The 23,719-nt window shown below is 60.9% G+C and carries 19 protein-coding genes; 12 read left to right on the top strand and 7 right to left on the bottom strand.

Annotated elements, in window-relative coordinates; genetic code table 11:
* Positions 1-256: 256 nt before the first annotated feature.
* The 3 genes from rluB to arfB all read left to right on the top strand — a co-directional run bounded on the left by rluB (position 257) and on the right by arfB (position 4,331).
* On the top strand, positions 257-1,477 hold the full coding sequence (gene rluB / locus KGA83_RS19215; protein ID WP_108218601.1) for a 23S rRNA pseudouridine(2605) synthase RluB: 1,221 nt from the start codon (positions 257-259) through the stop codon (positions 1,475-1,477).
* A gap of 853 nt (positions 1,478-2,330) precedes the next feature.
* Positions 2,331-3,743 (top strand): amino acid permease, encoded by a 1,413-nt coding sequence (locus tag KGA83_RS19220; protein ID WP_108218602.1) that lies wholly within the window; start codon positions 2,331-2,333, stop codon positions 3,741-3,743.
* 174 nt (positions 3,744-3,917) lie between these two features.
* Entirely contained in the window at positions 3,918-4,331 is a 414-nt protein-coding gene (gene arfB / locus KGA83_RS19225; protein ID WP_223530534.1) for an alternative ribosome rescue aminoacyl-tRNA hydrolase ArfB, read from the top strand.
* Here arfB and KGA83_RS19230 read toward each other — a convergent pair.
* The 6 genes from KGA83_RS19230 to phhA all read right to left on the bottom strand — a co-directional run bounded on the left by KGA83_RS19230 (position 4,328) and on the right by phhA (position 8,701).
* Positions 4,328-5,527 (bottom strand): MFS transporter, encoded by a 1,200-nt coding sequence (locus tag KGA83_RS19230; RefSeq protein WP_223530535.1) that lies wholly within the window; start codon positions 5,525-5,527, stop codon positions 4,328-4,330. The two genes, arfB and KGA83_RS19230, sit on opposite strands and share 4 nt — an antisense overlap.
* A 99-nt stretch (positions 5,528-5,626) precedes the next feature.
* Complete coding sequence (locus KGA83_RS19235; protein ID WP_108218605.1) at positions 5,627-5,812, bottom strand: hypothetical protein; 186 nt, start codon at positions 5,810-5,812, stop codon at positions 5,627-5,629.
* Between the two features lie 74 nt (positions 5,813-5,886).
* Positions 5,887-6,018: a hypothetical protein gene (locus tag KGA83_RS29865; RefSeq protein WP_256594983.1), complete on the bottom strand. Its 132-nt coding sequence runs from the start codon at positions 6,016-6,018 to the stop codon at positions 5,887-5,889.
* Positions 6,019-6,255: 237 nt separating this feature from the next.
* A complete protein-coding gene (locus KGA83_RS19240) occupies positions 6,256-7,449 on the bottom strand; it encodes an amino acid aminotransferase (protein WP_108218606.1) in 1,194 nt (397 codons plus the stop codon).
* Complete coding sequence (locus tag KGA83_RS19245) at positions 7,449-7,805, bottom strand: 4a-hydroxytetrahydrobiopterin dehydratase (RefSeq protein ID WP_223530536.1); 357 nt, start codon at positions 7,803-7,805, stop codon at positions 7,449-7,451. The genes KGA83_RS19240 and KGA83_RS19245 overlap by 1 nt, the downstream gene beginning before the upstream one ends.
* A 104-nt stretch (positions 7,806-7,909) precedes the next feature.
* Positions 7,910-8,701 carry a phenylalanine 4-monooxygenase gene (gene phhA / locus KGA83_RS19250; protein ID WP_108218607.1) on the bottom strand — a complete coding sequence of 264 codons (792 nt, stop codon included), beginning with the start codon at positions 8,699-8,701 and terminating at the stop codon, positions 7,910-7,912.
* A 279-nt stretch (positions 8,702-8,980) separates the two neighbouring features.
* Here phhA and KGA83_RS19255 point away from each other — a divergent pair, with 279 nt between their 5' ends.
* The 9 genes from KGA83_RS19255 (at position 8,981) to KGA83_RS19295 (ending at position 22,937) form a co-directional block, all read left to right on the top strand.
* Positions 8,981-10,543, top strand: coding sequence for a sigma-54-dependent transcriptional regulator (locus KGA83_RS19255; protein ID WP_108218608.1), 1,563 nt, complete (start codon positions 8,981-8,983; stop codon positions 10,541-10,543).
* Between the two features lie 297 nt (positions 10,544-10,840).
* Positions 10,841-11,581, top strand: a complete 741-nt coding sequence (locus KGA83_RS19260) for a flagellar basal body rod protein FlgF (protein WP_059181392.1) — start codon at positions 10,841-10,843, stop codon at positions 11,579-11,581.
* A gap of 45 nt (positions 11,582-11,626) precedes the next feature.
* Positions 11,627-12,412: a flagellar basal-body rod protein FlgG gene (flgG, locus tag KGA83_RS19265; protein ID WP_108218609.1), complete on the top strand. Its 786-nt coding sequence runs from the start codon at positions 11,627-11,629 to the stop codon at positions 12,410-12,412.
* 52 nt (positions 12,413-12,464) lie between these two features.
* Positions 12,465-13,160 carry a flagellar basal body L-ring protein FlgH gene (flgH, locus tag KGA83_RS19270; protein ID WP_108218610.1) on the top strand — a complete coding sequence of 232 codons (696 nt, stop codon included), beginning with the start codon at positions 12,465-12,467 and terminating at the stop codon, positions 13,158-13,160.
* A 27-nt stretch (positions 13,161-13,187) separates the two neighbouring features.
* Positions 13,188-14,276 (top strand): flagellar basal body P-ring protein FlgI, encoded by a 1,089-nt coding sequence (locus KGA83_RS19275; protein WP_108218611.1) that lies wholly within the window; start codon positions 13,188-13,190, stop codon positions 14,274-14,276.
* Between the two features lie 11 nt (positions 14,277-14,287).
* Positions 14,288-15,574, top strand: a complete 1,287-nt coding sequence (gene flgJ / locus KGA83_RS19280) for a flagellar assembly peptidoglycan hydrolase FlgJ (protein WP_223530537.1) — start codon at positions 14,288-14,290, stop codon at positions 15,572-15,574.
* A gap of 23 nt (positions 15,575-15,597) precedes the next feature.
* Positions 15,598-17,643 (top strand): flagellar hook-associated protein FlgK, encoded by a 2,046-nt coding sequence (flgK, locus tag KGA83_RS19285; RefSeq protein WP_223530538.1) that lies wholly within the window; start codon positions 15,598-15,600, stop codon positions 17,641-17,643.
* A 13-nt stretch (positions 17,644-17,656) separates the two neighbouring features.
* Positions 17,657-19,228: a flagellar hook-associated protein 3 gene (locus tag KGA83_RS19290; RefSeq protein WP_108218614.1), complete on the top strand. Its 1,572-nt coding sequence runs from the start codon at positions 17,657-17,659 to the stop codon at positions 19,226-19,228.
* Positions 19,229-19,343: 115 nt separating this feature from the next.
* Complete coding sequence (locus KGA83_RS19295) at positions 19,344-22,937, top strand: glycosyltransferase (RefSeq protein ID WP_223530539.1); 3,594 nt, start codon at positions 19,344-19,346, stop codon at positions 22,935-22,937.
* Positions 22,938-23,219: 282 nt separating this feature from the next.
* On the opposite strand, the gene KGA83_RS19300 is transcribed toward KGA83_RS19295, so the two are convergent.
* A partial coding sequence (locus tag KGA83_RS19300) for an IS3 family transposase (protein WP_223530541.1) occupies positions 23,220-23,719 on the bottom strand: 500 nt, incomplete at its 5' end.

Raw genomic sequence — 23,719 nt, forward strand, 5'->3', positions numbered from 1 at the left:
GCGAGCCTGCTCGCGATGGCGTTGGCACATCCGGCATAGATGTGGCCGATCTGACGCTTTCGCGAGCAGGCTCGCTCCTACAGGGAGTTGTGTATACAGAAAGCTGCGAACCACCGGCCGGCGGAAAAACAAATAACCCTGCATTGATCAGCTAGTCTCTGATGCGCAAACGCCCTCATGCGCGTATGATTCGCGACCCTTCGGCGATCCCTTCGCCCAAGTACCCAGTTTTCAGACCACACCGGGAGGTGCCCAGATGAGTATCAAAGACCAGCAAGACGACCAGCCAATTGGCCCAGCAGGCGAAAAACTGCAGAAAGTCCTCGCCCGTATCGGCGTTGGCTCGCGCCGTGACGTGGAAGCCTGGATCAGTCACGGCCGCATCAAGGTCAACGGCAAAGACGCCACCCTTGGTCAGCGTGTCGACATGCACGACGCCATCACCATCGATGGCAAGGTGATCAAGCGTGAAGAGGCCGCCGAGTCGGTCCGCCGCGTGATCATGTACAACAAACCCGACGGCGAAATCTGCACCCGTGTCGACCCTGAAGGTCGTCCGACGGTGTTCGACAAGCTGCCGCGTCCGAAAGAAGGGCGCTGGATCAACATCGGCCGTCTCGACATCAATACCACCGGTTTGCTGATGTTCACCACCGACGGTGAACTGGCCAACCGTTTGATGCACCCGTCCTACGAGATGGACCGCGAGTACGCCGTGCGTGTACGCGGTGAAGTCGATGACGAGATGATCGAGCGCCTGAAGGCTGGCGTTGTTCTTGAAGATGGCCCGGCCAAGTTCACCGACATCAAGCAGGCGCCAGGTGGCGAAGGTTTCAACCACTGGTACCACTGCGTGGTAATGGAAGGTCGTAACCGTGAAGTGCGTCGCCTGTGGGAATCCCAGGGCCTGGTGGTCAGCCGTCTGAAGCGCGTGCGTTTCGGCCCGGTGTTCCTCAACTCCGACCTGCCGATGGGTCGCTGGCGTGAAATGAGCCAGTACGAAGTCGACATTCTCAGCGCCGAAGTTGGCCTGACGCCGGTAGCCATGCCGCAACTCAACGCCAAGAGCAAGGACAAGCTCGACCGGATGCAGCGCAAGTCGTCGCGGCCGATGGCCAGGACCGAGCGCGTGCGCACCCTGCGTCCAGCGAGTGGCGGACCTGCTGCCCCGCGTGAAAACCGCGAGCCGCAGATTGAAGGCGAGCGTCCAGGCCGCAAGCCAGCCGCCCGTCAGGACGGCGAGCGCAGCGAGCGCGGTCCACGCACGCCGCGTCCGGCCAATGGCCGTAGCGAGCGTGGCGAAGGTCGTGGTACGCCGGTGGCCGATCGTCCGGTCGACACCAAGCGCCCGGCCAAGCCTGCGCCGAAGCGCCCGGGGATCAAGCTGGTCGACGGTGACACGCCATCGGGCAAGCGCCGTGGCGCACCAGCCGGTTCCGGCCAGCGTCCGGGCTTTGGTCGTCGCAAGCCGGAATAATCGGCTGAGCGCTTCATAAAAAACGCCAATCCTTCGGGTTGGCGTTTTTTTTTGCCTGGCTTTATGTCTGTGTTGTTCTTGAGGCCGCATTCGCGAGCAGGCTCGCTCCCACAGGAGATCGGGCTGTTTTCGCAAAATGCGTTCCCTTGTGGGAGCGAGCCTGCTCGCGAAAGCGCCAGTCGCCGCACCGGAATGTCCGAAGTGGAAAGCCAGAATTACGCATCGTAAAGAAAACATGACGAAATCCACAGGTTAGCCCCGTGAAATCGCCTCTTCTCGAATACTGTAAGAAAATTCTTACGCGTCATTACCTTACATCCTTCTCCCAGCGCTCTAGCCCGCTTGTTTCATCACTCCAGTCAGGGTGTCATGCGTGCCATGCCTGTCGTGCAGGTGCATAACAAAAAGGAGGCGCAATGAACGCCGTATTCCATCTCCATCTCTCTGCGAGGGGCGGTTTTCCTGCCTTTCCCGTCGATGATCCGCAAGGGTCTGACCCCTTTTTTGCAGCCGCCCGAGCCTCTCGGGGCGGACACAGGCAATCCCGGCCATAGACACGCTTGTCCAGCGGGTCTGGCAGCAGGGGGTTACAGGTGTACAATGCGCCGCGTTTTACCTGTGACCTCCTGCGCACCTGCGCAAACCTCAAGGCTATCCGCCTTGTTCACTCCGCCGCGTCACGAGCGTGTCGGGTTCGATTTCGTCGCAGATAAAAACAAACAGGTGACGCATGACCGTTGTAAATACGCTGAACTCCTGGTGCCTGCGCTGGGGTTTGATCGGTGCCGCTTAACGCCTTTCTTGAGCAGCAACGTCTACTGAACATCATCAAACCTTGCGTGAGACCCTTTTCATGAGTGGACAAAACCCGCAATCAGGCGAGCTGAAACGCGGCCTGAAAAATCGCCACATTCAATTGATCGCCCTCGGTGGCGCGATCGGTACCGGCTTGTTCCTCGGCTCGGCCGGGGTACTGAAATCCGCCGGTCCGTCGATGATCCTCGGCTATGCCATCTGCGGCTTCATCGCCTTCATGATCATGCGCCAACTGGGCGAAATGATCGTCGAAGATCCGGTGGCCGGTTCCTTCAGCCACTTCGCGCACAAGTACTGGGGCGGCTTTGCCGGCTTCCTGTCGGGCTGGAACTGCTGGATTCTGTACATTCTGGTGGGCATGTCCGAGCTGACGGCTGTCGGCAAGTACATCCACTACTGGGCCCCGGACATCCCGACCTGGGCTTCTGCAGCTGCCTTCTTCGTGCTGATCAACGCCATCAACCTGGCCAACGTCAAGGTGTTTGGCGAGGCCGAGTTCTGGTTCGCGATCATCAAGGTCGTGGCGATCGTCGGCATGATTGCCCTGGGCAGCTACCTGCTGGTAAGCGGCAATGGCGGCCCGCAGGCCGCGGTCAGCAACCTGTGGTCCCACGGTGGCTTCTTCCCGAACGGTGTCAGCGGACTGGTGATGGCCATGGCTTTCATCATGTTTTCCTTCGGTGGCCTGGAAATGCTCGGTTTCACCGCTGCCGAAGCCGACAAGCCGAAAACCGTGATCCCGAAAGCCATCAACCAGGTGATCTACCGGATCCTGATTTTCTACATCGGTGCGCTGGTGATCCTGCTGTCGTTGACGCCGTGGGACAGTTTGCTGACCACCCTGAACGCCTCTGGTGATTCCTATAGCGGCAGTCCGTTCGTGCAAGTGTTCTCGATGCTGGGCAGCAACACCGCCGCGCACATCCTCAACTTCGTGGTCCTGACCGCTGCGTTGTCGGTGTACAACAGCGGCACCTACTGCAACAGCCGCATGCTGCTGGGCATGGCCGAGCAGGGCGATGCGCCGAAAGCATTGGCGAAGATCGACAAGCGCGGCGTGCCGGTGCGTTCGATCCTGGCCTCGGCCGCCGTGACGCTGATCGCGGTGCTGCTGAACTACCTGATTCCGCAAAACGCGCTGGAACTGCTGATGTCGCTGGTCGTGGCCACCCTGGTGATCAACTGGGCGATGATCAGCTACTCGCACTTCAAGTTCCGCCAGCACATGAACAAGACCAAACAAACACCGCTGTTCAAGGCCCTGTGGTACCCGTACGGGAACTACATCTGCCTGGCGTTCGTGGTGTTCGTCCTTGGCGTGATGCTGTTGATTCCGGGGATCCAGACATCGGTGTATGCGATTCCAGTATGGCTGGTGTTCATGTGGGTCTGCTACGGCATCAAGAACAAGCGCAGTGCGCAGCGTGCACTGCAGGCCGCAGTGGAGTAACTCCGCGCAGAAACACATCCCCTTGTAGGAGCGAGCCTGCTCGCGATGGTGGTGGGTCAGCAAAGGTTATGTTGACTGATACGGCCTCATCGCGAGCAGGCTCGCTCCTACAGGGGTCGCATTCCTCCAATCGTTTCGCGGTATCCTGCACGCTCTGAATGCGGACGCTTTCCCATGCTGGTCATTTCCAACAACGTGCATCTGCCGGATGCCGAGATCGAGTTGACGGCCATTCGCGCCCAGGGCGCCGGTGGGCAGAACGTCAACAAAGTCTCCAGTGCCGTGCACCTGCGCTTCGACATTCCGGCGTCGTCCTTGCCCGAGTTCTACAAGGAGCGGCTACTGGCGCTGCGTGACAGCCGCATCACCAGCGACGGTGTGTTGATCATCAAGGCTCAGCAATACCGGACGCAGGAGCAGAATCGTGCGGATGCTATGGAGCGTTTGATCGAACTGATCCAGAGCGCCACCAAGGTCGAGAAAAAGCGTCGTCCGACCAAGCCGACCCTCGGCTCGAAGACTCGTCGGCTCGAATCCAAATCCAAGCGCGGCAACATCAAGGCCGGGCGCGGCAAGGTCGACTTCTAGCGGGCGTCCCGCGCTTCGCGTTGCTTTGGTGCCTGCCGGTACAGGTAAAGGCTCAGTATCAAGCCGCTCACCGCGGCGAAGGCAGCGAACAGGAAGATCGAAGCGAACCCGAACCCGGCCGCAATGGCGCCGGCGAGCGGCCCGGTGATCCCCAGCGACAAGTCGATGAACAGCGAATAGGCGCCGACGGCTGCGCCACGGCTGGAGGCCGGGACCAGGTTGACCGCTTCCACCCCCAGCGCCGGAAACACCAGCGAAAAGCCGAAGCCGCTCAACGCCGCACCCGCCAGTGCCCAGTGCGCATCCGGTGCCAGCCACAGCAACAACAACCCGAGGGTTTCCACTGACAGGCAGGCAATGGCCACGCGAAAGCCGCCGAGGCGGTTGATCAGGTTGCCGAACAGCAAGCGTGCACCGATAAAGCTGGCACCGAACAGGCTCAGGCACAGTACCGCGTTATCCCAGTGTTGCGTGGCGTAATACAGGGTGATGAAGGTGGCGATGGTGCCGAAACCAATGGAGCCCAGGGCCAGTCCGCAGCCGTGGAGGAAGACCCGCCCGAGCACGTGCATGAACGGCAGGCGTTCACCGGCAACGATCGGCGCGGCGGCTTTCGGCCAGGCCAGCAGCAGGCCGAGCACGGCCAGCAACACAATGCTCACGCCCATGCTCCACAAGCCCAGTCGATGGACGAGCAACACACCCAAAGGCGCGCCGACGGCCAATGCGCCATAGCTGGCGATACCGTTCCACGAGATGACCTTGGCCGTATTTGCCGCGCCGACCCGGCCAATGCCCCAGCCAATCGAGCCCGAGCCCACCAGGCTTTCCGCGCTGCCGAGCACCAGGCGGCCGATCAGCAGGCTGAACAGGCTCAAGGCCGGCAGGCTCTGGGTCCAGGCCGAGATCAACATGAACACACCACTCAGGCCGCATCCGGCCAGGCCATACATCACGGCCAGTTTGCTGCCCTTGTTGTCGATGATCTTCCCGGCATAGGGGCGGCTGAGCAGGGTGGCCAGGTATTGCACGCTGATCACCAGGCCCGCGATCACCGCGCCGAACCCCAGGTCGCTGTGGACGTAACCGGGCAATACGGCCAGGGGGATGCCGATGTTCAGGTAGCCGATGAAGGTGAAAAGGACGATGGAAACGACTTGCAGCGTGACCGCCAGGGGGCGCTGGTTTTCAGGCATGGGTAAAGGTCCACGGTAAAGCAGGATAGATAGGCTGCTTATGATAGCGGCGTGGACGCTCGCAGGTTGTGAAAAAGTAAAACTATTTGCCGGGCGCTGTCATTCAGGTTTGACGGGGGCGACCAGCTGCGTTGTGACCAGGGCGGCCAGCGCATTTTCCTGGGTGCCGAAGCGGGCGAGCAAGGCGGCTTGTTTCTCGGGAGAGAGGCGATTCCAGATCTCGATCATTTTCTCGGCGGTGCCGATCAGGACGCTGGCCTGCGCTTCGCTGAATTCATCGGTCATGGATAGAGTTCTCGTTTCAGGCAGTGTGGAAAGCGCATGTTAGCGCTTTCCACACGGTCTGTACGGCGGGTGTTTCAGTCTTCTCTGTCAGCCTGGCGGCGGTCAGTGGCTTCTTTCGGCTGGGGCTGTTGGGCTCCGGCTTGCTGCGTGGTCGTCTGCTCAGGTTCGTGCAGGCTTGGGAAGGGGAGATTAGGAATCTCGTGCATGGTCGCGCTCCTCGCTAAGTCTGTTGATAGATCTGGTAGATCCGCGCTTTAAAAAAAGCCTGGGCAGGATACCGCACTGAAAATGACAAACGGACTTTTATATCCATTTGTTTCGACGGATGGGGTTGTATAGACAAATCTATGTAGGAGCGAGCTTGCTCGCGATGGTGTGTCAGGCAATGTTGATGTCGACTGAAATACCATCGCGAGCAAGCTCGCTCCTACAGGGGGGCAGGGTTACTTGCAGACGCTGGCAATCGCCTCGGCCAGCAGATCCAGGCGTGTGGCATCAATCCCCGCCACGTTGGCCCGGCCCGAGCTGACCATGTACACGCTGTGGTTGTCCCGCAGGTTCTTCACTTGTTCCGGCGACAGGCCGGTGTAGGAGAACATCCCGCGTTGCACGCCAATGTGCGCAAAGCGCTCGCGCAAACCGTGAGGCTCCAGCGCCTCCACCAGACCGCTGCGCAGTTGGGCGATACGCAGGCGCATGCCTTCCACTTCGTCAGCCCAGAGGTTTTTCAGCTCCGGGTCGCCGAGGATGGTCGCGACCACGGCCGCACCGTGATCCGGCGGTGTCGACCACAGGTTGCGGGCGATGTTGGCCAGCTGGCTGCGGATGTCGGTGAGCTTGTCGGCGGTTTTCGCGCAGACAATCAGCGCGCCGGTGCGGTCGCGGTACAGGCCGAAGTTCTTCGAGCAGGAACTGGTGATCAGCAGCTCCGGCAACTCGGCGGCGAACAGCCGGGTCGACCAGGCATCCTGTTCCAGGCCATCGCCGAATCCTTGATACGCGAAGTCGATCAGTGGCAGCAGTTCGCGCTTGCGTACTACTTCCAGCACCCGCTGCCAGTCATCCTGGGACAGGTCGAAACCGGTCGGGTTATGGCAGCAGGCGTGCAGCAACACCACGTCACCCTTGGGCGCTTCATTGAGCGCCGCCAGCATGCCGTCGACGTCGAGACGGTTGTCACTGCCCACGTACGGGTAGTGGCTGACCTTGACCTTGGCTGTCGCAAAAATCGTTTCGTGGATCGGCCAGGTCGGGTTGCTCAACCACACGCCACGGCCCGGCAGGCATTGGGCGATGAAGTCAGCGCTCAGGCGCAGCGCACCCGTGCCACCCGGTGTCTGGGTGGCGCCGGCGCGTTGTGCGTTGATCAGCTTCGAGTCGGCACCCAGCACCAGCTCATTGATGGCCTTGCCGAACGCGGGCTCGCCGTGGCCACCGATGTAGGTCTTGGTGGACTGGCGATCCACCAGGCGCTGCTCGGCAAGCTTCACCGACTCGAGAATCGGCGTCAGGCCCTGGGCGTCTTTGTAGACACCCACGCCCAAATCGAACTTGCGCGGGTTCGGGTCCTGCGCGTAGGCCTCCATCAGGCCGAGGATCGGGTCGCCAGGCACTCGACCGATGGCGTCGAAGTGCATTACTTGCGCCCCTCAGCGTCCTTCGCCACTTCGTCAGTGCGCGCGGCCATGATGAAGTCGTTGCGGTGCAGGCCCTTGATCGAGTGGCTCCACCAGGTCACGGTGACTTTGCCCCACTCGGTCAGCAGGCCTGGGTGGTGGCCTTCGGCCTCGGAGATTTCACCAACGGCGTTGGTAAAGGCCAGTGCATGATTGAAGTTCTTGAACAGGAAGACTTTTTCCAGTTGCATGATGCCGTCGCGTACTTCGATGTTCCAGTCCGGGATCTGCTTGATCAGGATCGGCAGTTCTTCATCGCTGACTTGTGGGGCGTCGGCGCGGCAGGCTTCGCAATGGGCTTGAGTTAATGCGGTCATGATGTGTTCCTGAAATCGAATGTTGGGAAATCGGCCCTCAGTGCTACCACGCTAATCCAAAGCGATGGTTTCTGACAGGCTCACTTGATTCTAAAAGCGGCGGATCACGCGGCTTTTGGTTTTGGCGGAAACTTCGGTGCGTGCAGACCCATCTGCATCGCTTGCTTGACCATGCCCATGATGTCTTCGTGAGCGAGGTCGAACAGACGCTTGAGATTTGGCAACGCGAAGTACAGTGGTTGCAAGATGTCGATGCGGTAAGGCGTGCGCATGCATTCCAGCGGATCGAACGCCTGATGCTCAGGCTCGTCCGACAGGCAATACACGGTCTCTTTCGGTGAAGACAGAATGCCGCCGCCGTAGATGCGTTGGCCTTGCGGGGTGTCGACCAGGCCGAATTCGATGGTCATCCAGTACAGGCGCGCCAGGTACACGCGCTCTTCCTTGGAAGCCTTGAGGCCGAGTTTGCCATAGGTGTGGGTGAATTCGGCGAACCACGGGTTGGTCAGCAGCGGGCAGTGACCGAAGATCTCGTGGAAAATGTCCGGCTCTTGCAGGTAATCCAGTTCTTCGCGGGTACGAATAAAGGTCGCCACCGGGAACTGCTTGCTGGCCAGCAATTCGAAAAAGGTCTGGAAGGGAATCAGTGCCGGAACCCGGGCAACCTGCCAGCCGGTGGTTTCACCGAGGACCTTGTTGATTTCACCGAGTTGAGGAATGCGGTCGTGGGGCAGACCGAGTTTTTCGATACCGTCCAGGTACTCCTGGCACGCACGCCCTTCGATCACCTTCAGTTGACGAGTGATCAGCGTGTTCCACACCGCGTGTTCTTCGGCGGGGTAGTCGATAAAACCTTGCGCATCGGGCTCGCGAGCCACGTATTGCGTCTGCTTCATGCTGCTCTCCTGCTAAGGGATTTCGTTCTTGTTATGTACTGCTATGGACTTAGAAATACTCCATGAATTGCACCGTTGCAGCAGGTGCCCGGCGTCGTGCGTAGGAAAAATCCTCAATAATCGTAAAGTTTTCGTTACGTATTGGCCGTCTGTGCATAAATGTTGAGATTGGCGGGTGGGAAAAGCCCTCCACCTGTCACATAATCTTGACGACTATCTGCGCGCCTCAGCAGAAATTATCACTGCGCACCTTACTCACCGTTTTTTCAGGCCTTTCATATGCGTATCAAAGTCCATTGCCAGAACCGCATCGGCATCCTGCGCGACATTCTCAATCTGCTGGTGGAGTACGGGATCAACGTGGCCCGCGGTGAGGTGGGTGGTGAGCATGGCAACGCCATCTACCTGCATTGCCCGAACCTGATCAACATTCAGTTCCAGGCCTTGCGTCCGAAATTCGAAGCGATTGCCGGGGTTTTCGGCGTCAAGCGTGTAGGGCTGATGCCCAGCGAGCGTCGGCACATGGAACTCAATGCATTGCTCGGTGCGCTGGAGTTTCCGGTGCTGTCGATCGACATGGGCGGCTCCATCGTCGCGGCCAACCGTGCGGCGGCGCAGTTGCTCGGGGTGCGGGTCGACGAGGTGCCGGGGATTCCCCTGTCGCGGTACGCCGAGGATTTCGATTTGCCGGAACTGGTGCGCGCCAACAAGTCGCGGATCAATGGGCTGCGGGTCAAGGTCAAGGGTGATGTGTTCCTGGCCGACATTGCGCCGCTGCAATCGGAGCATGACGACAGTGAAGCCATGGCCGGCGCGGTGCTGACGCTGCATCGCGCCGACCGGGTGGGCGAGCGCATCTACAACGTGCGCAAGCAGGAATTGCGCGGCTTCGACAGCATCTTCCAAAGTTCGAAAGTCATGGCCGCCGTGGTGCGCGAAGCCCGGCGCATGGCGCCACTCGATGCACCGCTGTTGATCGAAGGCGAAACCGGCACCGGCAAAGAATTGTTGGCGCGGGCCTGCCATCTGGCCAGTCCTCGTGGGCAGTCGCCATTGATGGCGCTCAATTGCGCCGGTTTGCCGGAGTCCATGGCCGAGACGGAATTGTTCGGTTACGGCCCGGGTGCCTTTGAAGGGGCGCGAGCCGAGGGCAAGCTCGGGCTGCTGGAACTGACGGCGGGCGGTACGCTGTTTCTCGATGGCGTCGGGGAAATGAGCCCGCGCTTGCAGGTGAAACTGCTGCGTTTCCTGCAGGACGGTTGCTTCCGTCGGGTAGGCAGCGATGAAGAGGTCTACCTCGACGTACGAGTGATCTGCGCGACCCAGGTCGACCTTTCCGAGCTGTGCGCTCGCGGTGAGTTCCGCCAGGATCTCTATCACCGCTTGAATGTGTTGTCGCTGCACATCCCGCCGCTGCGCGAATGCCTCGACGGCTTGACGCCGCTGGTGGAGCACTTCCTCGATCAGGCCAGTCGGCAGATCGGCTGCCCGCTGCCCAAACTGGTCCCGGCGGCCATGGAGCGGCTCAGTCACTACCATTGGCCGGGTAACGTGCGGCAGCTGGAGAACGTACTGTTCCAGGCGGTTTCCTTGTGCGATGGCGGCACGGTCAAGGCCGAGCACATTCGCCTGCCGGATTATGGTGTGCGTCAGCCCCTTGGTGATTTTTCGCTGGAGGGCGGGCTGGACGAGATCGTCGGGCGTTTCGAGAAGGCGGTGCTGGAGCGGCTGTATTCGGAGCATCCAAGCAGTCGGCAACTGGGCAAGCGGCTCGGGGTTTCGCACACCACCATTGCCAACAAGTTGCGTGAGTATGAGGTGGGCAAGGACAACAGCATTTAAGATCAAAAGATCGCAGCCTGCGGCAGCTCCTACACCGACCGAGTACACCCGCGACATTGCGGCGTACGCATAAACCGTAGGAGCTGCCGCAGGCTGCGATCTTTTGATCCGTTGCCGCGAAGCGGCATGACACCGCCGGTTTTTCGTCTCTGACACAATCCCCCATTCCCCCGTACATCCCCTCAAGTCCTTTGTTTGCCGGGCCTGGCGCCGCCAAAAACAAGTTGGTCTGCAAATTGCTTATGGCTCAGCAGTACAGCAGTGGACGGCAAACGTCCGGCAGGCAGAGGAAAGAGTGTGGACAAGTACCTTTATGTGGCAATGACCGGCGCCAGCCAGAATGCACTGGCGCAAAAGGCTCATGCCAACAACCTCGCGAACATCTCCACCAACGGCTTCCAGAAAGACCTGGAACAGGCCCGTTCGATGCCGGTGTTCGGTGACAGCTTTCCGGCGCGTGCGTTTGCCATGACCGAACGCCCGGCCACCGATTTCTCCCCTGGCTCGCTGGTGGAAACCGGCCGCGACCTCGACGTTGCCGTGCAAGGCAGCGGCTGGATTGCCGTACAGACTCCCGATGGCGCTGAAAGCTACGTGCGCACCGGCAGCCTGAACGTTGACGCCCTTGGCGTGCTGCGCGCCGGCAACGGCATGCCGGTCATGGGCAATGGCGGGCCGATTGCCGTGCCGCCGGAGCAGCAGATCGAAGTCGGCGAGGACGGCACCATCAGCATCCGTGCGATGGGCGAAGGTCCCCGGGTGATGGCTGAAGTCGACCGCATCAAGCTGGTCAATCCGGACCTCAAGAACATGACCAAAGGCCTGGATGGTTCGATCCACACCAAGGACGGCAAGCCGGCGCAGGCCGATGCCGGCGTCAAGCTGGTGTCCGGGTTCCTCGAGTCGAGCAACGTCAATGCCGTGGAAGAGATGACCTCGGTACTGGCCTTGTCCAAGCAGTTCGAGCTGCACATCAAGATGATGAACACCGCCAAAGACGATGACCAGGCCATGGCTCGGGTCTTGCAGATCAGCTAATTACCAGAACGTCGCGCCGTAAAACAGGCGCACGAGGAGAATCGAATGCTTCCGGCTCTATGGGTTGCCAAGACAGGCCTGTCCGCCCAGGACACCAACCTGACCACCATTTCCAACAACCTGGCCAACGTGTCGACCACGGGTTTCAAACGTGACCGCGCCGAGTTCCAGGACCTGCTCTACCAGATCAAGCGTCAGCCAGGCGCCCAGTCGACCCAGGACAGCGAACTGCCGACGGGTCTGCAACTGGGTACCGGTGTGCGCATCGTCGGCACCCAGAAAAACTTCACCGCCGGCAGCCTGCAAACCACCGAACAGCCACTGGACATGGCCATCGACGGTCGCGGTTTCTTCCAGATCCTGCAACCGGACGGCACCACGTCCTACACCCGTGACGGTACGTTCCACCTGGACTCCAATGGCCAGATCGTCAACGCCAGCGGTTTTGCCCTGGAGCCGGCGATTGTCATTCCAAACGACGCGCAAACCTTCACGGTCGGTCGCGACGGCACTGTGTCCATCACCGTTGCCGGCAACCCGGCTGCCCAGGTGATCGGAAACCTGCAAACTGCCGACTTCATCAACCCGGCCGGCCTGCAGGCAGTGGGCAACAACCTGTTCCTGGAAACCGCCGCCAGTGGCGCGCCGCAAGTCGGTACACCGGGCCTGAACGGTTTCGGCACCACGCTGCAGAACACCCTGGAAACGTCCAACGTCAGCACCGTTGAGGAGATGGTCAACATGATCACCACCCAACGCGCCTACGAGATGAACTCCAAGGTGATCTCCACCGCCGACCAGATGCTCTCGTTCGTAACGCAGAATCTGTAATCAAGTCTATGGGGTGGCCATGAGGCTGCCTGCAACACCGTGAGGTAGGGTCATGCATCGCTATGTATCTGTTCTGGCACTGAGTGGGATCACCGCGCTCGCAGGTTGCGTGCCTGCGACGCCCAAGCCCAATGACCCGTACTACGCTCCGGTGTTGCCGCGCACGCCCTTGCCGGCGGCGGCGAACAACGGCTCGATCTATCAGGCCGGTTTCGAACAGAACCTCTACAGCGACCGCAAGGCGTTCCGGATCGGTGACATCATCACCATCACCCTGAACGAAAGGACCCAGGCCAGCAAAAACGCCAACTCGCAAATTGGCAAGAACAGCAAGGCCAGCATCGGCCTGACCTCGCTGTTCGGCTCCACCCCCAACACCAACAATCCGTTCGGCAGTGGTGACCTGAGCCTGGACGCCAGCTATGAAGGCGACCGCGCGACCAAGGGCGACAGCAAGGCGGCGCAGGGCAACACCCTGACCGGCTCGATCACGGTGACCGTCGCCGATGTGTTGCCCAACGGCATCATCGCGGTACGCGGCGAGAAGTGGATGACCCTTAACACCGGCGATGAGCTGGTACGGATTGCCGGTCTGGTGCGTGCCGATGACATCTCCACCGACAACACTGTGTCGTCGACCCGTGTCGCCGATGCGCGCATCACCTACTCGGGCACCGGTTCGTTTGCCGATGCGAGTCAGCCAGGCTGGTTCGACCGTTTTTTCCTCAGCCCGCTGTTCCCTTTCTAGGTGGTCAGTTTGAATCTTAAACACCTGATGGTGGCCGCCCTGATGCTGTCCGCTGCCTTCAATGCTCATGCCGAGCGCCTGAAGGACATCGCCAGCATTTCCGGCGTGCGTTCCAACCAATTGATCGGTTACGGCCTGGTGGTCGGGCTTAACGGCACCGGCGACCAGACGACGCAAACCCCGTTCACCCTGCAGACCTTCAACAACATGCTCTCGCAGTTCGGCATCAAGGTGCCGCCGGGTTCGGGCAACGTGCAGTTGAAGAACGTCGCGGCGGTGTCGATCAGTGCCGATTTGCCGGCGTTCGCCAAGCCGGGTCAGCAGGTCGACATCACCGTTTCGTCCATCGGTAACTCCAAGAGCCTGCGCGGTGGCACCTTGCTGCTGACACCGCTCAAGGGTATTGACGGCAACGTCTATGCGGTGGCCCAGGGCAACCTGGTGGTGGGTGGTTTCGATGCGGAAGGGCGAGACGGCTCGAAGATCACCGTCAACGTTCCGTCGGCCGGTCGGATCCCCGGTGGCGCCTCGGTGGAGCGCGCGGTGCCGAGCGGTTTCAACCAGGGCAACAGCCTGACGTTGAACCTCAACCGTTCCGACTTCACCACCGCCAAGCGCGTCGTCGACAAGATCAACGACATGCTCGGCCCTGGCGTGGCCCAGGCCATCGACGGCGGTTCGATTCGCGTCACCGCGCCGCTCGATCCGAGCCAGCGCGTCGACTACCTGTCGATCCTGGAAAATCTCGAAATCGATCCGGGCCAGGCGGTGGCGAAAGTCATCATCAACTCCCGTACCGGCACCATCGTGATCGGCCAGAACGTCAAGGTATCCCCGGCCGCCGTCACCCACGGCAGCCTGACCGTGACCATCACCGAAGACCCGATCGTCAGCCAGCCCGGTCCGCTGTCCAATGGCACGACGGCGGTGGTGCCGCGTTCGAAAGTCAACGCCCAGCAGGAAGCCAAGCCGATGTTCAAGTTCGGCCCGGGCACCACCCTCGACGAGATCGTGCGGGCGGTGAATCAGGTCGGCGCGGCACCGGGTGACCTGATGGCGATCCTCGAAGCACTGAAGCAGGCCGGCGCCTTGCAAGCCGACCTGATCGTGATCTGAGGACGGCCATCGTGGATATGCGCAAGAGCGGTCTGGTCAGCAGCAGCGATTCGGGCTCCTATTCGGACCTCAATCGCCTGAATCAGCTCAAGGTCGGCGACAAGAACAGCGATGGCAACATGCGCAAGGTGGCGCAGGAGTTCGAATCGCTGTTCCTCGGTGAGATGCTCAAGTCGATGCGCTCGGCCACTGAAGCATTGGGCCAGGACAACCCGATGAACACCCCGGCGGCCAAGCAGTACCAGGAAATGTACGACCAGCAACTGGCGGTTTCCATGTCCCGCGAGGGTGGTGGTATTGGTCTGGCTGACGTGCTGATGCGCCAGATGTCGAAGAACAAGCCATTGGCGCCGGGGGAGGCGGCGGCTGCGTCGCTGGCCAAGCAAGAGGCTGCCAAGGCGGCTGTGCAAACACCGGTGGCGGCAGGCACGGTCGCGCTCAATGGTCCGCTGTCGCGGGTCAATGGCCAGCGTCCGTTGTGGGCTTCACGTTCAGTCCATACGCCGCAAGAGGTGGGTGATGGAGCTCATCGCAATGACATGGCGCTGATCAATCAGCGACGCCTGGCATTGCCGCCAAAGCTGGCTGATCGGTTGTTGGCCGGGCTGGTGCCTTCGGTGACGACCACGGCTATGACGACCAACAAAACTCAATTGCCAGAGCGCACAACGACTACCGGTTCGGGACCGTTGTACAACGGCGACTGGCTGGCGAACGCACAGCAATCCTCCGCGGGCGGCATGCAGATTTACGGTCGCGCCATGGCGCAGATTCCTCTGGCACCACCGAAGAAAGCCTTCAGTTCCGCCGACCAGTTCGTCAACACCATGTTGCCGATGGCCAAGGAAGCGGCGGCCCGGATCGGTGTCGATCCACGTTACCTGGTGGCCCAGGCGGCCCTGGAAACCGGTTGGGGCAAGTCGGTCATGCGCCAGCAGGATGGCAGCAGCAGCCACAACCTGTTCGGCATCAAGACCGGCAACAGGTGGCAGGGCAATTCGGCGCGGGCGATCACCAGCGAATTCAGAAACGGGCAGATGGTCAAGGAGACGGCCGAGTTCCGCTCCTACGACTCCTACAAGGACAGTTTCCATGACCTTGTGACTTTGCTGCAGACCAATAATCGCTATCAAGATGTCGTGAAGTCGGCCGATAACCCAGAACAGTTTGTACGCGAGTTGCAGAAGGCCGGTTACGCAACCGACCCGGACTACGCAAGCAAGATTTCGCAGATAGCCAGGCAGATGACGAGTTACCAGAACTACGCTGCGGCGGGCGTTTCCACCACGCCTTTATAGGCACAAGGTATAAGGTCTGAATCATGAGTTTGCTCAATATCGGGATGTCGGGGCTGAGTGCTGGCCATAACTCGTTGGTGACGACCGGCAACAACATTGCCAACGTCGACACCGCCGGGTACTCGCGCCAGCAGTCTGTGCAGAGCACCAAAGGCTCGATTCAGTACGGCAACGTGTTCATCGGCACCGGCACGACGCTGGCCGATGTGCGTCGCGTGTATAACTCCTATCTCGATTCGCAGTTGCGTACCGCCACCTCGCTCGACAGCGAAGCTACGTCGTACAACGCCCAGGCCACTCCGCTGGACGCCACGCTTTCCGATTCCAACACCGGGCTGACCGGTGTGCTGCAAAAATTCTTCACGTCGATGCAAGGCGTTTCGACCTCGGCCACCGACGACACGTCCCGCCAGTCGGTGCTGACCGGCGCCCAGGCCCTGTCCGCTCGCTTCAATTCGATTGCCAAGCAGTTGAACGATCAGAACACCAACCTGAACGGCAGCCTGGGCGACATGGCGGATCAGGTGAACAAGTTGTCCACCACGATTGCCACGCTCAACCAGAAGATTTCCGAGCTCTCCACCGGCACCAACCAGCCAAACGACCTGCTGGACTCGCGCAACGAAGCCGTGCGCCAACTGTCCGAACTGGTCGGTACCCAAGTGGTCGAGCGTGGCAACAGCTACGACGTCTACATCGGCAGCGGTCAGCCACTGGTGGTCGGCAACACCACCAATACGCTGCAAACCGTGCCGAGCCAGGGCGATCCATCGCGCATGGCGCTGCAGCTCAACCGTGGCTCCAGCACCATCGACGTGACCTCGGTGGTCAGCGGCGGTGAGATCGGTGGTCTGCTGACTTACCGCAAGGAAGTGCTCGACCCTTCGCTCAATGAGCTGGGGCGCGTGGCGTTGGTGGTGGCCGACCAGATCAACAGCCAGCAGGCGCAAGGCATCGACAAGAACGGTGATTTCGGCGCGGCGATCTTCAACAACATCAACAGTGCCGCACTGGTCAGCCAGCGCAGCATTGCGGCGGCGGGCAACAGTGCCGGCTCCGGCAACCTGGATGTCACCATCAAGGATACCGGCAAGCTGACCACCAGCGACTATCAGGTGGCGTTCACCAGCGCCACCAACTACACCGTCAAGCGCTCGGACGGCACCGACATGGGCGCGTTCAGCACCACGACGACGCCCGCTCCGGTGATCGATGGCTTCAGCCTGAACCTCAACGGCGGTGCGCTGAGCGCCGGCGATTCGTTCAAGGTGACACCGACCCGTGGCGCGGCGGCGAGTATCCAGACCGTGCTCACCGACCCGAAAAAAATCGCGGCCGCAGCACCCTTGACCGGCGTGACCAGTGCCAACAACATCGGCACCTACACCCAGCCGACGCTGACCAGCACCCTCGACATCTACAACCCGGCGGCCCAGGCAGAAATGCAGACCGCGCTCAAGAACTCGACGCCGGTCAAGCTGGTGTTCGGTGCGGCCAGCGGCGGTAGCCAGAGCTACAACATGGTCGACGCCAAGGGCAACTCGATCGGCACCGGCACCATCGTTCCCGGCCAGAGCAACACCCTGAACCTGAAAGTGGGCATGGTCGATGCCAGCGGTGCGCCGGTCATGGACACCAGCGTCACCCCGGCCGTGCAAAAGACCTTCACCGTGCAGACCACGGTCGGCGCCACGCCCGCCAGCGGCGAAAGCTTCACCATCAACCTGACCGGCGCGGCGTCTTCGGACAACCGCAACGCTCAGGCGCTGGTCGGACTGCAAACCAGACAGACTGTAGACACCGGCACGGCGAGCAAGGGCATCAGCCTGACCGATGCCTACAACAAGCTGGTGACCAACGTCGGCGCCAAGGCTGCCCAGGGCAAGTCCGACAGCGAGGCCACCACGGCGATCCTGGATAACGCCAAAGGGGCGCGGGATTCGAACTCCGGGGTCGACCTGGATGAAGAAACCGGCAACCTGGTCAAGTACCAGCAGTACTACACCGCGTCTTCGCAGATCATCAAGGCTGCGCAGGAAATTTTCACCACGCTGATCAACAGCCTTTAAGGAGTCGTAATTCATGCGCATTTCCACCGCCCAGTATTACGAAATCACCGCTGCCAACTACCAGCGCAACTTCAACAAGGCCATCGCCACCAGCAACGAAATCAGCAGCCAGATCCGCGTAAACACTGCCGCCGATGATCCGATCGGTGCCGGTCGTTTGCTGCAACTGGGTCAGCAGAGCGCGATGCTTGGTCAGTACGGCACCAACATCAACACCACCAAGAGTGCGTTGAGCCTGCAGGAAACGACGCTCGACTCCATCGGTACCGCTTTGCAGCGCGCCAAGGAACTGGCCCTCGCCGCCAGCAATGGCATTGCCACCGACGCGGACCGCAAGGCCTATGCGTCGGAGCTGGGCCAGATCCAGCAACAAGTGCTGGGCCTGATGAACGCCAGGGATGCCAACGGCAACTACGTGTTCTCCGGTTCGAAAACCGACACCGCGCCTTACTCGCAGAACTCGGACGGCACCTACAGCTATAACGGTGACCAGACCACTATCGACCTTGGCATTGGCGATGGCATGACGGTCGGGACCAACACCACTGGCTGGGATGCGTTCCAGCAGACCATCAATACCAGTCGCACTCAGACCACCATGACCGCTCCGGCGGTGGATGACGGTCGCGTGGTGCTGTCCAACGGCACGGTCGGCACCAGTTCCACCTACAACGCGAAATTCACTGGCGGCCAGCCGTACACCGTCAGTTTCCTCAGCAGCACCCAGTTGAAGATCACCGACTCGCTGGGCAACGACGTGACCGCCGAAGCCAGTCAGAACGGCCTGATCAGTAACTCCAATGGCGCCAACCAGACGGTCAGTTTCCGTGGCGTCGACCTGAAGTTGAACATCAACCTCAAAACCGGTGATACCAACCCGGATGCGGTGATCGCCGGTCACAGCTTCAACCTGTCTTCCACGTCGGACACCTTCAACACCTCGCGCAGCGCCGGTAACGCGTCGACCGCGGTCGTCACCGGCTCCAGCGTGAGCAACCCGACGGATTACACCAACGCCTTCCCGTCGGGCGGGGCGATCCTCAAGTTCACCAGCGCCACCGATTTCGACCTGTATGCCGCGCCGATCACTGCCGACAGCAAGCCGGTGTCGTCGGGCACCGTGGCGGGCGGCAACGCCACTGCGGCGGGCGTAACGTTCGCCCTGGGCGGCGGCACCCCGGCGTCCGGCGACCAGTTCGTGATTCAGTCCAACAACCATCAGACCCAGAACGTGCTCGACACCCTGGGCCAGATGATTACCGCGCTGAACACGCCGATCGACGGCGACCCGGTGGCCAAGCAGAAGTTACTGGGGGCCATGGAGTCGGGAATGGGCAACATCGACAGTGCGGCCAACCAGATCGGCTCAGCCATCACCACGATCGGTGCCCGCGGTCAGGCACTGGATAACCAGGCCGCGACCAACGAGAGCCTGACCCTGGCGAACAGCGCCAGCCAGAAGTCGATTCGCGATTCGGACCCGGCCGAAGTCATGACTCGCCTGACCTTGCAGCAGACCATGTTGCAGGCGGCGCAGCTGGCGTTCAGCAAGATTTCCCAGCTGGGCCTGTTCAACAAGATCTGACGGTGGTCGGGCGCGCAGGTGCCCGATAGCCTTGCCCCTTCAGTATTTATCGTCTTTTTTGCGGTAACAAAGGGCTCGCTTTTCAGGGCGGGCTCGCGCCGCCTGTGAGCCCGCCGTGAATTCACTTCCGCTTGTCAGCCTGGTCATTCCCGCCTTCAATCCACGCTTTTTCGGTCGAGCCTTGCACACGGCTGTGAACCAGAGCTACGGCAATCTGGAGATCATCGTTTGCGATGACAGTCGCGGTCACGAGATCGAAGACTTCGTGGCTTCGCTGGTCGAGCAGGGCGCGACCGTGCGCTATGTGCGTAACCCGCGCACCCTGGGGCTGGTGGGTAACCTGCAGGCCTGCCTGGAGCAGGCGCAGGGCGAGTACATCAAGTTTCTGTGTGATGACGACCAGCTGTTCTCGGCCTGCATCGAGCGTCAGGCCCAGGTGCTGATCGACTGCGCTGACGTCAATCTGGTCGTGGCCCAGCGCCTACTCTGGGACGCCGACGATATGCCACTGCCGTCGCGCCTGGAAAACACTCCGTTGTCCCCGGTGGGCGGAGTGTTCAAGGGCGAGGACCTGCTGGCGATCTTCGAAAACTTCCCGGTCAACATCCTCGGCGGCTTCAGCAACGCGATGTTCCGGCGGGCTGACGTGCTCGAACTGTTCCCGGCACTGACGCAGCCCGGCCATTGCTTCGTCGCGACCCTCGATTTTGCCTTGTACGTCTGCCTGATGCGGCGCGGCAATCTGGCGGTGTCCAATCATGTGCTCGGCGTCGAGCGCCTGTACCCCGAGCGGCTGAGCGGCCAGCAGTCGATGAAGGACGCGGCCGAAACCGAGCGGCAGTGGCTGTCGCAGATGCTCAAGGCCCGTGGCGGCGAATCTGCGCCGGCCCAGGGTTGGGTGCGCTATGTGCCTCTGAGCAAAGTGGACGAGTCACCGCGGGTTTGGGAAGAGTTGCCGCTGAGCAGGACCCTGGGCACCAAGCAGACCACCCAGGACTGGCATGTCGGCATCGCCAGTGTCAGTTTCGCGCAACTGTATGCCCAGTGGCTGGCGTGCCGCACGCTCACCGACGGTCAGCGCGAGTTGCTGGCGGATACATTGGAGGCATGGCCAACCCGGCCCAAAATCGTTCCGGTCATCATCGACGAGCAAGGCAGCCGTTCGGCGCTGGAGCTCACCCTGCAATCGCTGGCGGATCAGGATTACGCCCCTGAATTGACGCTGGTGCTGTCGGCATCGTGCACAGAGGCTGTGCTGGATGAACGTGTGTTCCGCTTGCCATTGCAGGACGACTGGCAGCAGCAGATCAACGCCCTGTTGCCGCAACTGGAAGGCATTGGCTGGTTCTATCTGTTGCGCGCCGGTGATCGTCTGGTGGCGCCGGCCTTGCTGGTCATGGCTGAACGCATTGCGTTGTCGCGCACGCTGACTTGCCTGTACAGCGACGAAGGTGGCTTGCATCAGGGTGAGTCGGCCGAACCTGCATTCAAGCCAGACTTCAACCTGGACCTGATGCGCAGTTATCCCTACGTGGGGCGAGCGCTGGCGTTCGAGCGCGAGCAATTCCTGGCGTTGGGCGGGTTCGATTCGGTGTACGGCGAACTGGCGCCTCACGATGTGTTGTGGCGAATGGTCGAGAGCGGCGGTACGCACGTGGTCGGGCACATTTCAGAGGTGCTGCTGGAGTCGGCGTTCGACCTGGCCAAATGGCTGTCGCTGCCGCAAGTGATGGACACCAATCCGCGGTTGCTCGAGGCGCACTTGCAGCGCCTGGGTGTCGCCCACGACATTCGCCAGGGCAGCTCGGCGCTGCTCAATCGAGTCGACTATCAGCATGCTGATCGGCCACTGGTGTCGATCGTAATCGTCAGCAAGGACCAGACCCTGGCATTGCAACGTTGTGTCGAGAGTCTGCTGGAGAAAACGGCCTACGGCGAATACGAGTTACTGTTGGTGGACAACGGCAGCGAGGGCGCCGAGGCGCTCGACTGGTTCGCCGGCATGGCGCAATTGGGCAGCGAGCGGATCCGGGTGCTGCGCTGCAAGTTGCAGGGAAATGCGGCGGCGGTGCGCAATTTCGCCGCGCAGCAGGCCGCTGGCGACTACGTCCTGATGCTCAATCCCTATACGGTGATCACCCAGGGCGAATGGCTGGGCGAGCTGCTCAATCATGCGCAACGTCCGGAAGTCGGCGTGGTCGGGGCCAAACTGTTCAACCCGGATGGCCGCGTGCTGCATGCCGGCCTGATACTCGGATTGCAAGGGCCGGCCGGCGTGCCGTTCCATGGTGAGTCGCTGCAGGCGGCGGGGTACATGTACCGCTTGCAGGTCGCACACAATTTCAGTGCCGTCGGCGGCGATTGCCTGATGGTGCGCAAGTCTGTCTTTGATGCAGTCGGTGGCCTGGATGAGCAGGGCCTGGCGCAGTCCCTCAATGAGGTGGATCTGTGTTTGCGCGTCGGCCAGGAAGGTTATCTGGTGGTCTGGACGCCTCACGCGCAACTGGCGTTGGGTGCGCAGCCGGCGATGCTCGCGCAAGAAGGTGACCAGGCTCGAAGCGAGCAGGAGCAGGAAGTTTTCTATAAGCGCTGGCTGCCGATCGTGGCCCGTGATCCGGCCTACAACGCTAACCTGGCGCTGCAGGGTTTGGGCGGGGCGAGCTTCAGTCTCGAGCCCGGCCTGCGATCCGGTTGGAGCCCGTTTTCCAGGGCGCAGCTGCCGAAGATTCTCGCGTTGCCGGTCAACGCATCTGCCATCGGCCACTACCGGGTCACTCAGCCGCTGATCGAACTGGAAGCCGCCGGCAGGGCGCACGGGCGCATTCATTACAACCTGCCGACCATCATCGAAGTCGAGCGTCATTCGCCTGACGTGATCATCCTGCAGGGGCGCTATTCCGAAGGTCCGATCAACGAAATCCCGAGCCTGCAAAAATACTCCAGCGCGCGCCGCATCTATGAGCTGGATGACTTCGTGATCAACGTCCCGCACCGCAATGCGCATATCCGCAATATGCCGGGCAAGGATGAAATGGAAAAACTGGTGCGGCGCGCCATCGGCATGTGCGATCGCGTGGTGGTCTCCACCGAGCCGCTGGGTAATGCGCTGTCGGAAATGCATCACGACATTCGCGTGGTGCCCAACATGTTGGCCTCGCACTTGTGGACTGATCTGCGCAGCCAGCGCCGCACCTCGAAAAAGCCTCGGGTGGGTTGGGGCGGCGGCACCAGCCACCACGGTGACCTGGCGGTGATCGCCGATGTGGTCCGCGAGCTGGCCAATGAAGTCGACTGGGTGTTCTTCGGTATGTGCCCGGACGAATTGCGCCCGTACATGCATGAGTTTCACGGGGTGATCGGGCTGGATGTCTACCCGGCCAAACTGGCCAGCCTGAACCTGGATCTGGCATTGGCGCCGTTGGAGTTCCACATCTTCAACGACTGCAAGAGCAACCTGCGCCTGCTGGAGTATGGCGCTTGCGGTTACCCGGTGATCTGCACCGAAACCCAAGCCTATCGCGGCTACCTGCCGTGCACCCGGATCAAGACCAACTCCACGGATGAATGGCTGCAAGCGATCCGCATGCACCTGGCCGATCCGGACGCCAGCTATCGCATGGGCGATGAGTTGCGCGAGATCGTGCTGCGTGACTACGTGCTGCGCGGCGACAACCTGCGCTACTGGGAAAATGGCTGGCTGGCGGACTGATCCTTCAGGCTGTTCTGCGCAAAGGCAGGCGACGTCAAGTCGCCTGCCTTTTTTTTGCTTGGACCGGTTTAGGCATGTCCATCCTGTGGGAGCTGGCCCGCCAGCGAAGGTCGCCAACGATAACGCGGAAAGCCTGAATAAACGCAGTCCCCTGTAGGAGCTGGCTTGCCAGCGATGGTCGCGAACGATAACGCGGGTAACATGGATAAACGCAGCGCACTCGACTCCATCGCCAGCAAGCCGGCTCCTACAGCCTGGACTGCCCCCAAAATGTTGGACGGTCTACTGCCACATGCCCACGGATTGAGTCCTGTACTCCACAGGGCTCAGTCCACCGAGCTTTGATTTGATCCGGTCATGATTGTAGTAACTGATGTACTCGTCCAGCCCTACATTCAGCTCTTCCAGATTTTCGAAGCGTTTGAGGTAGAAAAACTCGGACTTCAGGGTGCCAAAGAAGCTCTCCATCGCCGCATTGTCGAGGCAGTTTCCCTTACGTGACATGCTCTGCTTTATGCCGCGTTGCTTCAGTGCATGCTGATAGCGAGGTTGCTGATACTGCCAGCCCTGGTCGGAGTGAAGCAGCAGATGAATCGGTCCTCGCAGGCGCTCGAAGGCCTTTTCCAGCATTCCGGTCACCAAGGCAAAGCACGGTCGCGGGGCCGTTTCATAGGCGATGATCTCACCGTTGTACAAATCCATTACCGGCGACAGATAGAGCTTCTTTGATCCGACCTTGAACTCGGTGACGTCAGTTACCCACTTCTGATTGGGCCGTTGCG

The organism is Pseudomonas sp. GL-R-19 (assembly GCF_019956375.1).
Lineage (GTDB): Bacteria > Pseudomonadota > Gammaproteobacteria > Pseudomonadales > Pseudomonadaceae > Aquipseudomonas.

Coding starts and splice junctions, on each gene's coding strand:
- KGA83_RS19255 (WP_108218608.1), top strand. CDS start 8,981: ATGCGTATCAAAGTCCATTGCCAGAACCGCATCGGCATCCTGCGCGAC.
- flgG (WP_108218609.1), top strand. CDS start 11,627: ATGCTTCCGGCTCTATGGGTTGCCAAGACAGGCCTGTCCGCCCAGGAC.
- KGA83_RS19245 (WP_223530536.1), bottom strand. CDS start 7,805: ATGACCGCATTAACTCAAGCCCATTGCGAAGCCTGCCGCGCCGACGCC.
- flgH (WP_108218610.1), top strand. CDS start 12,465: ATGCATCGCTATGTATCTGTTCTGGCACTGAGTGGGATCACCGCGCTC.
- rluB (WP_108218601.1), top strand. CDS start 257: ATGAGTATCAAAGACCAGCAAGACGACCAGCCAATTGGCCCAGCAGGC.
- KGA83_RS19290 (WP_108218614.1), top strand. CDS start 17,657: ATGCGCATTTCCACCGCCCAGTATTACGAAATCACCGCTGCCAACTAC.
- phhA (WP_108218607.1), bottom strand. CDS start 8,701: ATGAAGCAGACGCAATACGTGGCTCGCGAGCCCGATGCGCAAGGTTTT.
- KGA83_RS19240 (WP_108218606.1), bottom strand. CDS start 7,449: ATGCACTTCGACGCCATCGGTCGAGTGCCTGGCGACCCGATCCTCGGC.
- KGA83_RS19235 (WP_108218605.1), bottom strand. CDS start 5,812: ATGACCGATGAATTCAGCGAAGCGCAGGCCAGCGTCCTGATCGGCACC.
- flgK (WP_223530538.1), top strand. CDS start 15,598: ATGAGTTTGCTCAATATCGGGATGTCGGGGCTGAGTGCTGGCCATAAC.
- KGA83_RS19220 (WP_108218602.1), top strand. CDS start 2,331: ATGAGTGGACAAAACCCGCAATCAGGCGAGCTGAAACGCGGCCTGAAA.
- arfB (WP_223530534.1), top strand. CDS start 3,918: ATGCTGGTCATTTCCAACAACGTGCATCTGCCGGATGCCGAGATCGAG.
- KGA83_RS19275 (WP_108218611.1), top strand. CDS start 13,188: ATGGTGGCCGCCCTGATGCTGTCCGCTGCCTTCAATGCTCATGCCGAG.
- KGA83_RS29865 (WP_256594983.1), bottom strand. CDS start 6,018: ATGCACGAGATTCCTAATCTCCCCTTCCCAAGCCTGCACGAACCTGAG.
- KGA83_RS19230 (WP_223530535.1), bottom strand. CDS start 5,527: ATGCCTGAAAACCAGCGCCCCCTGGCGGTCACGCTGCAAGTCGTTTCC.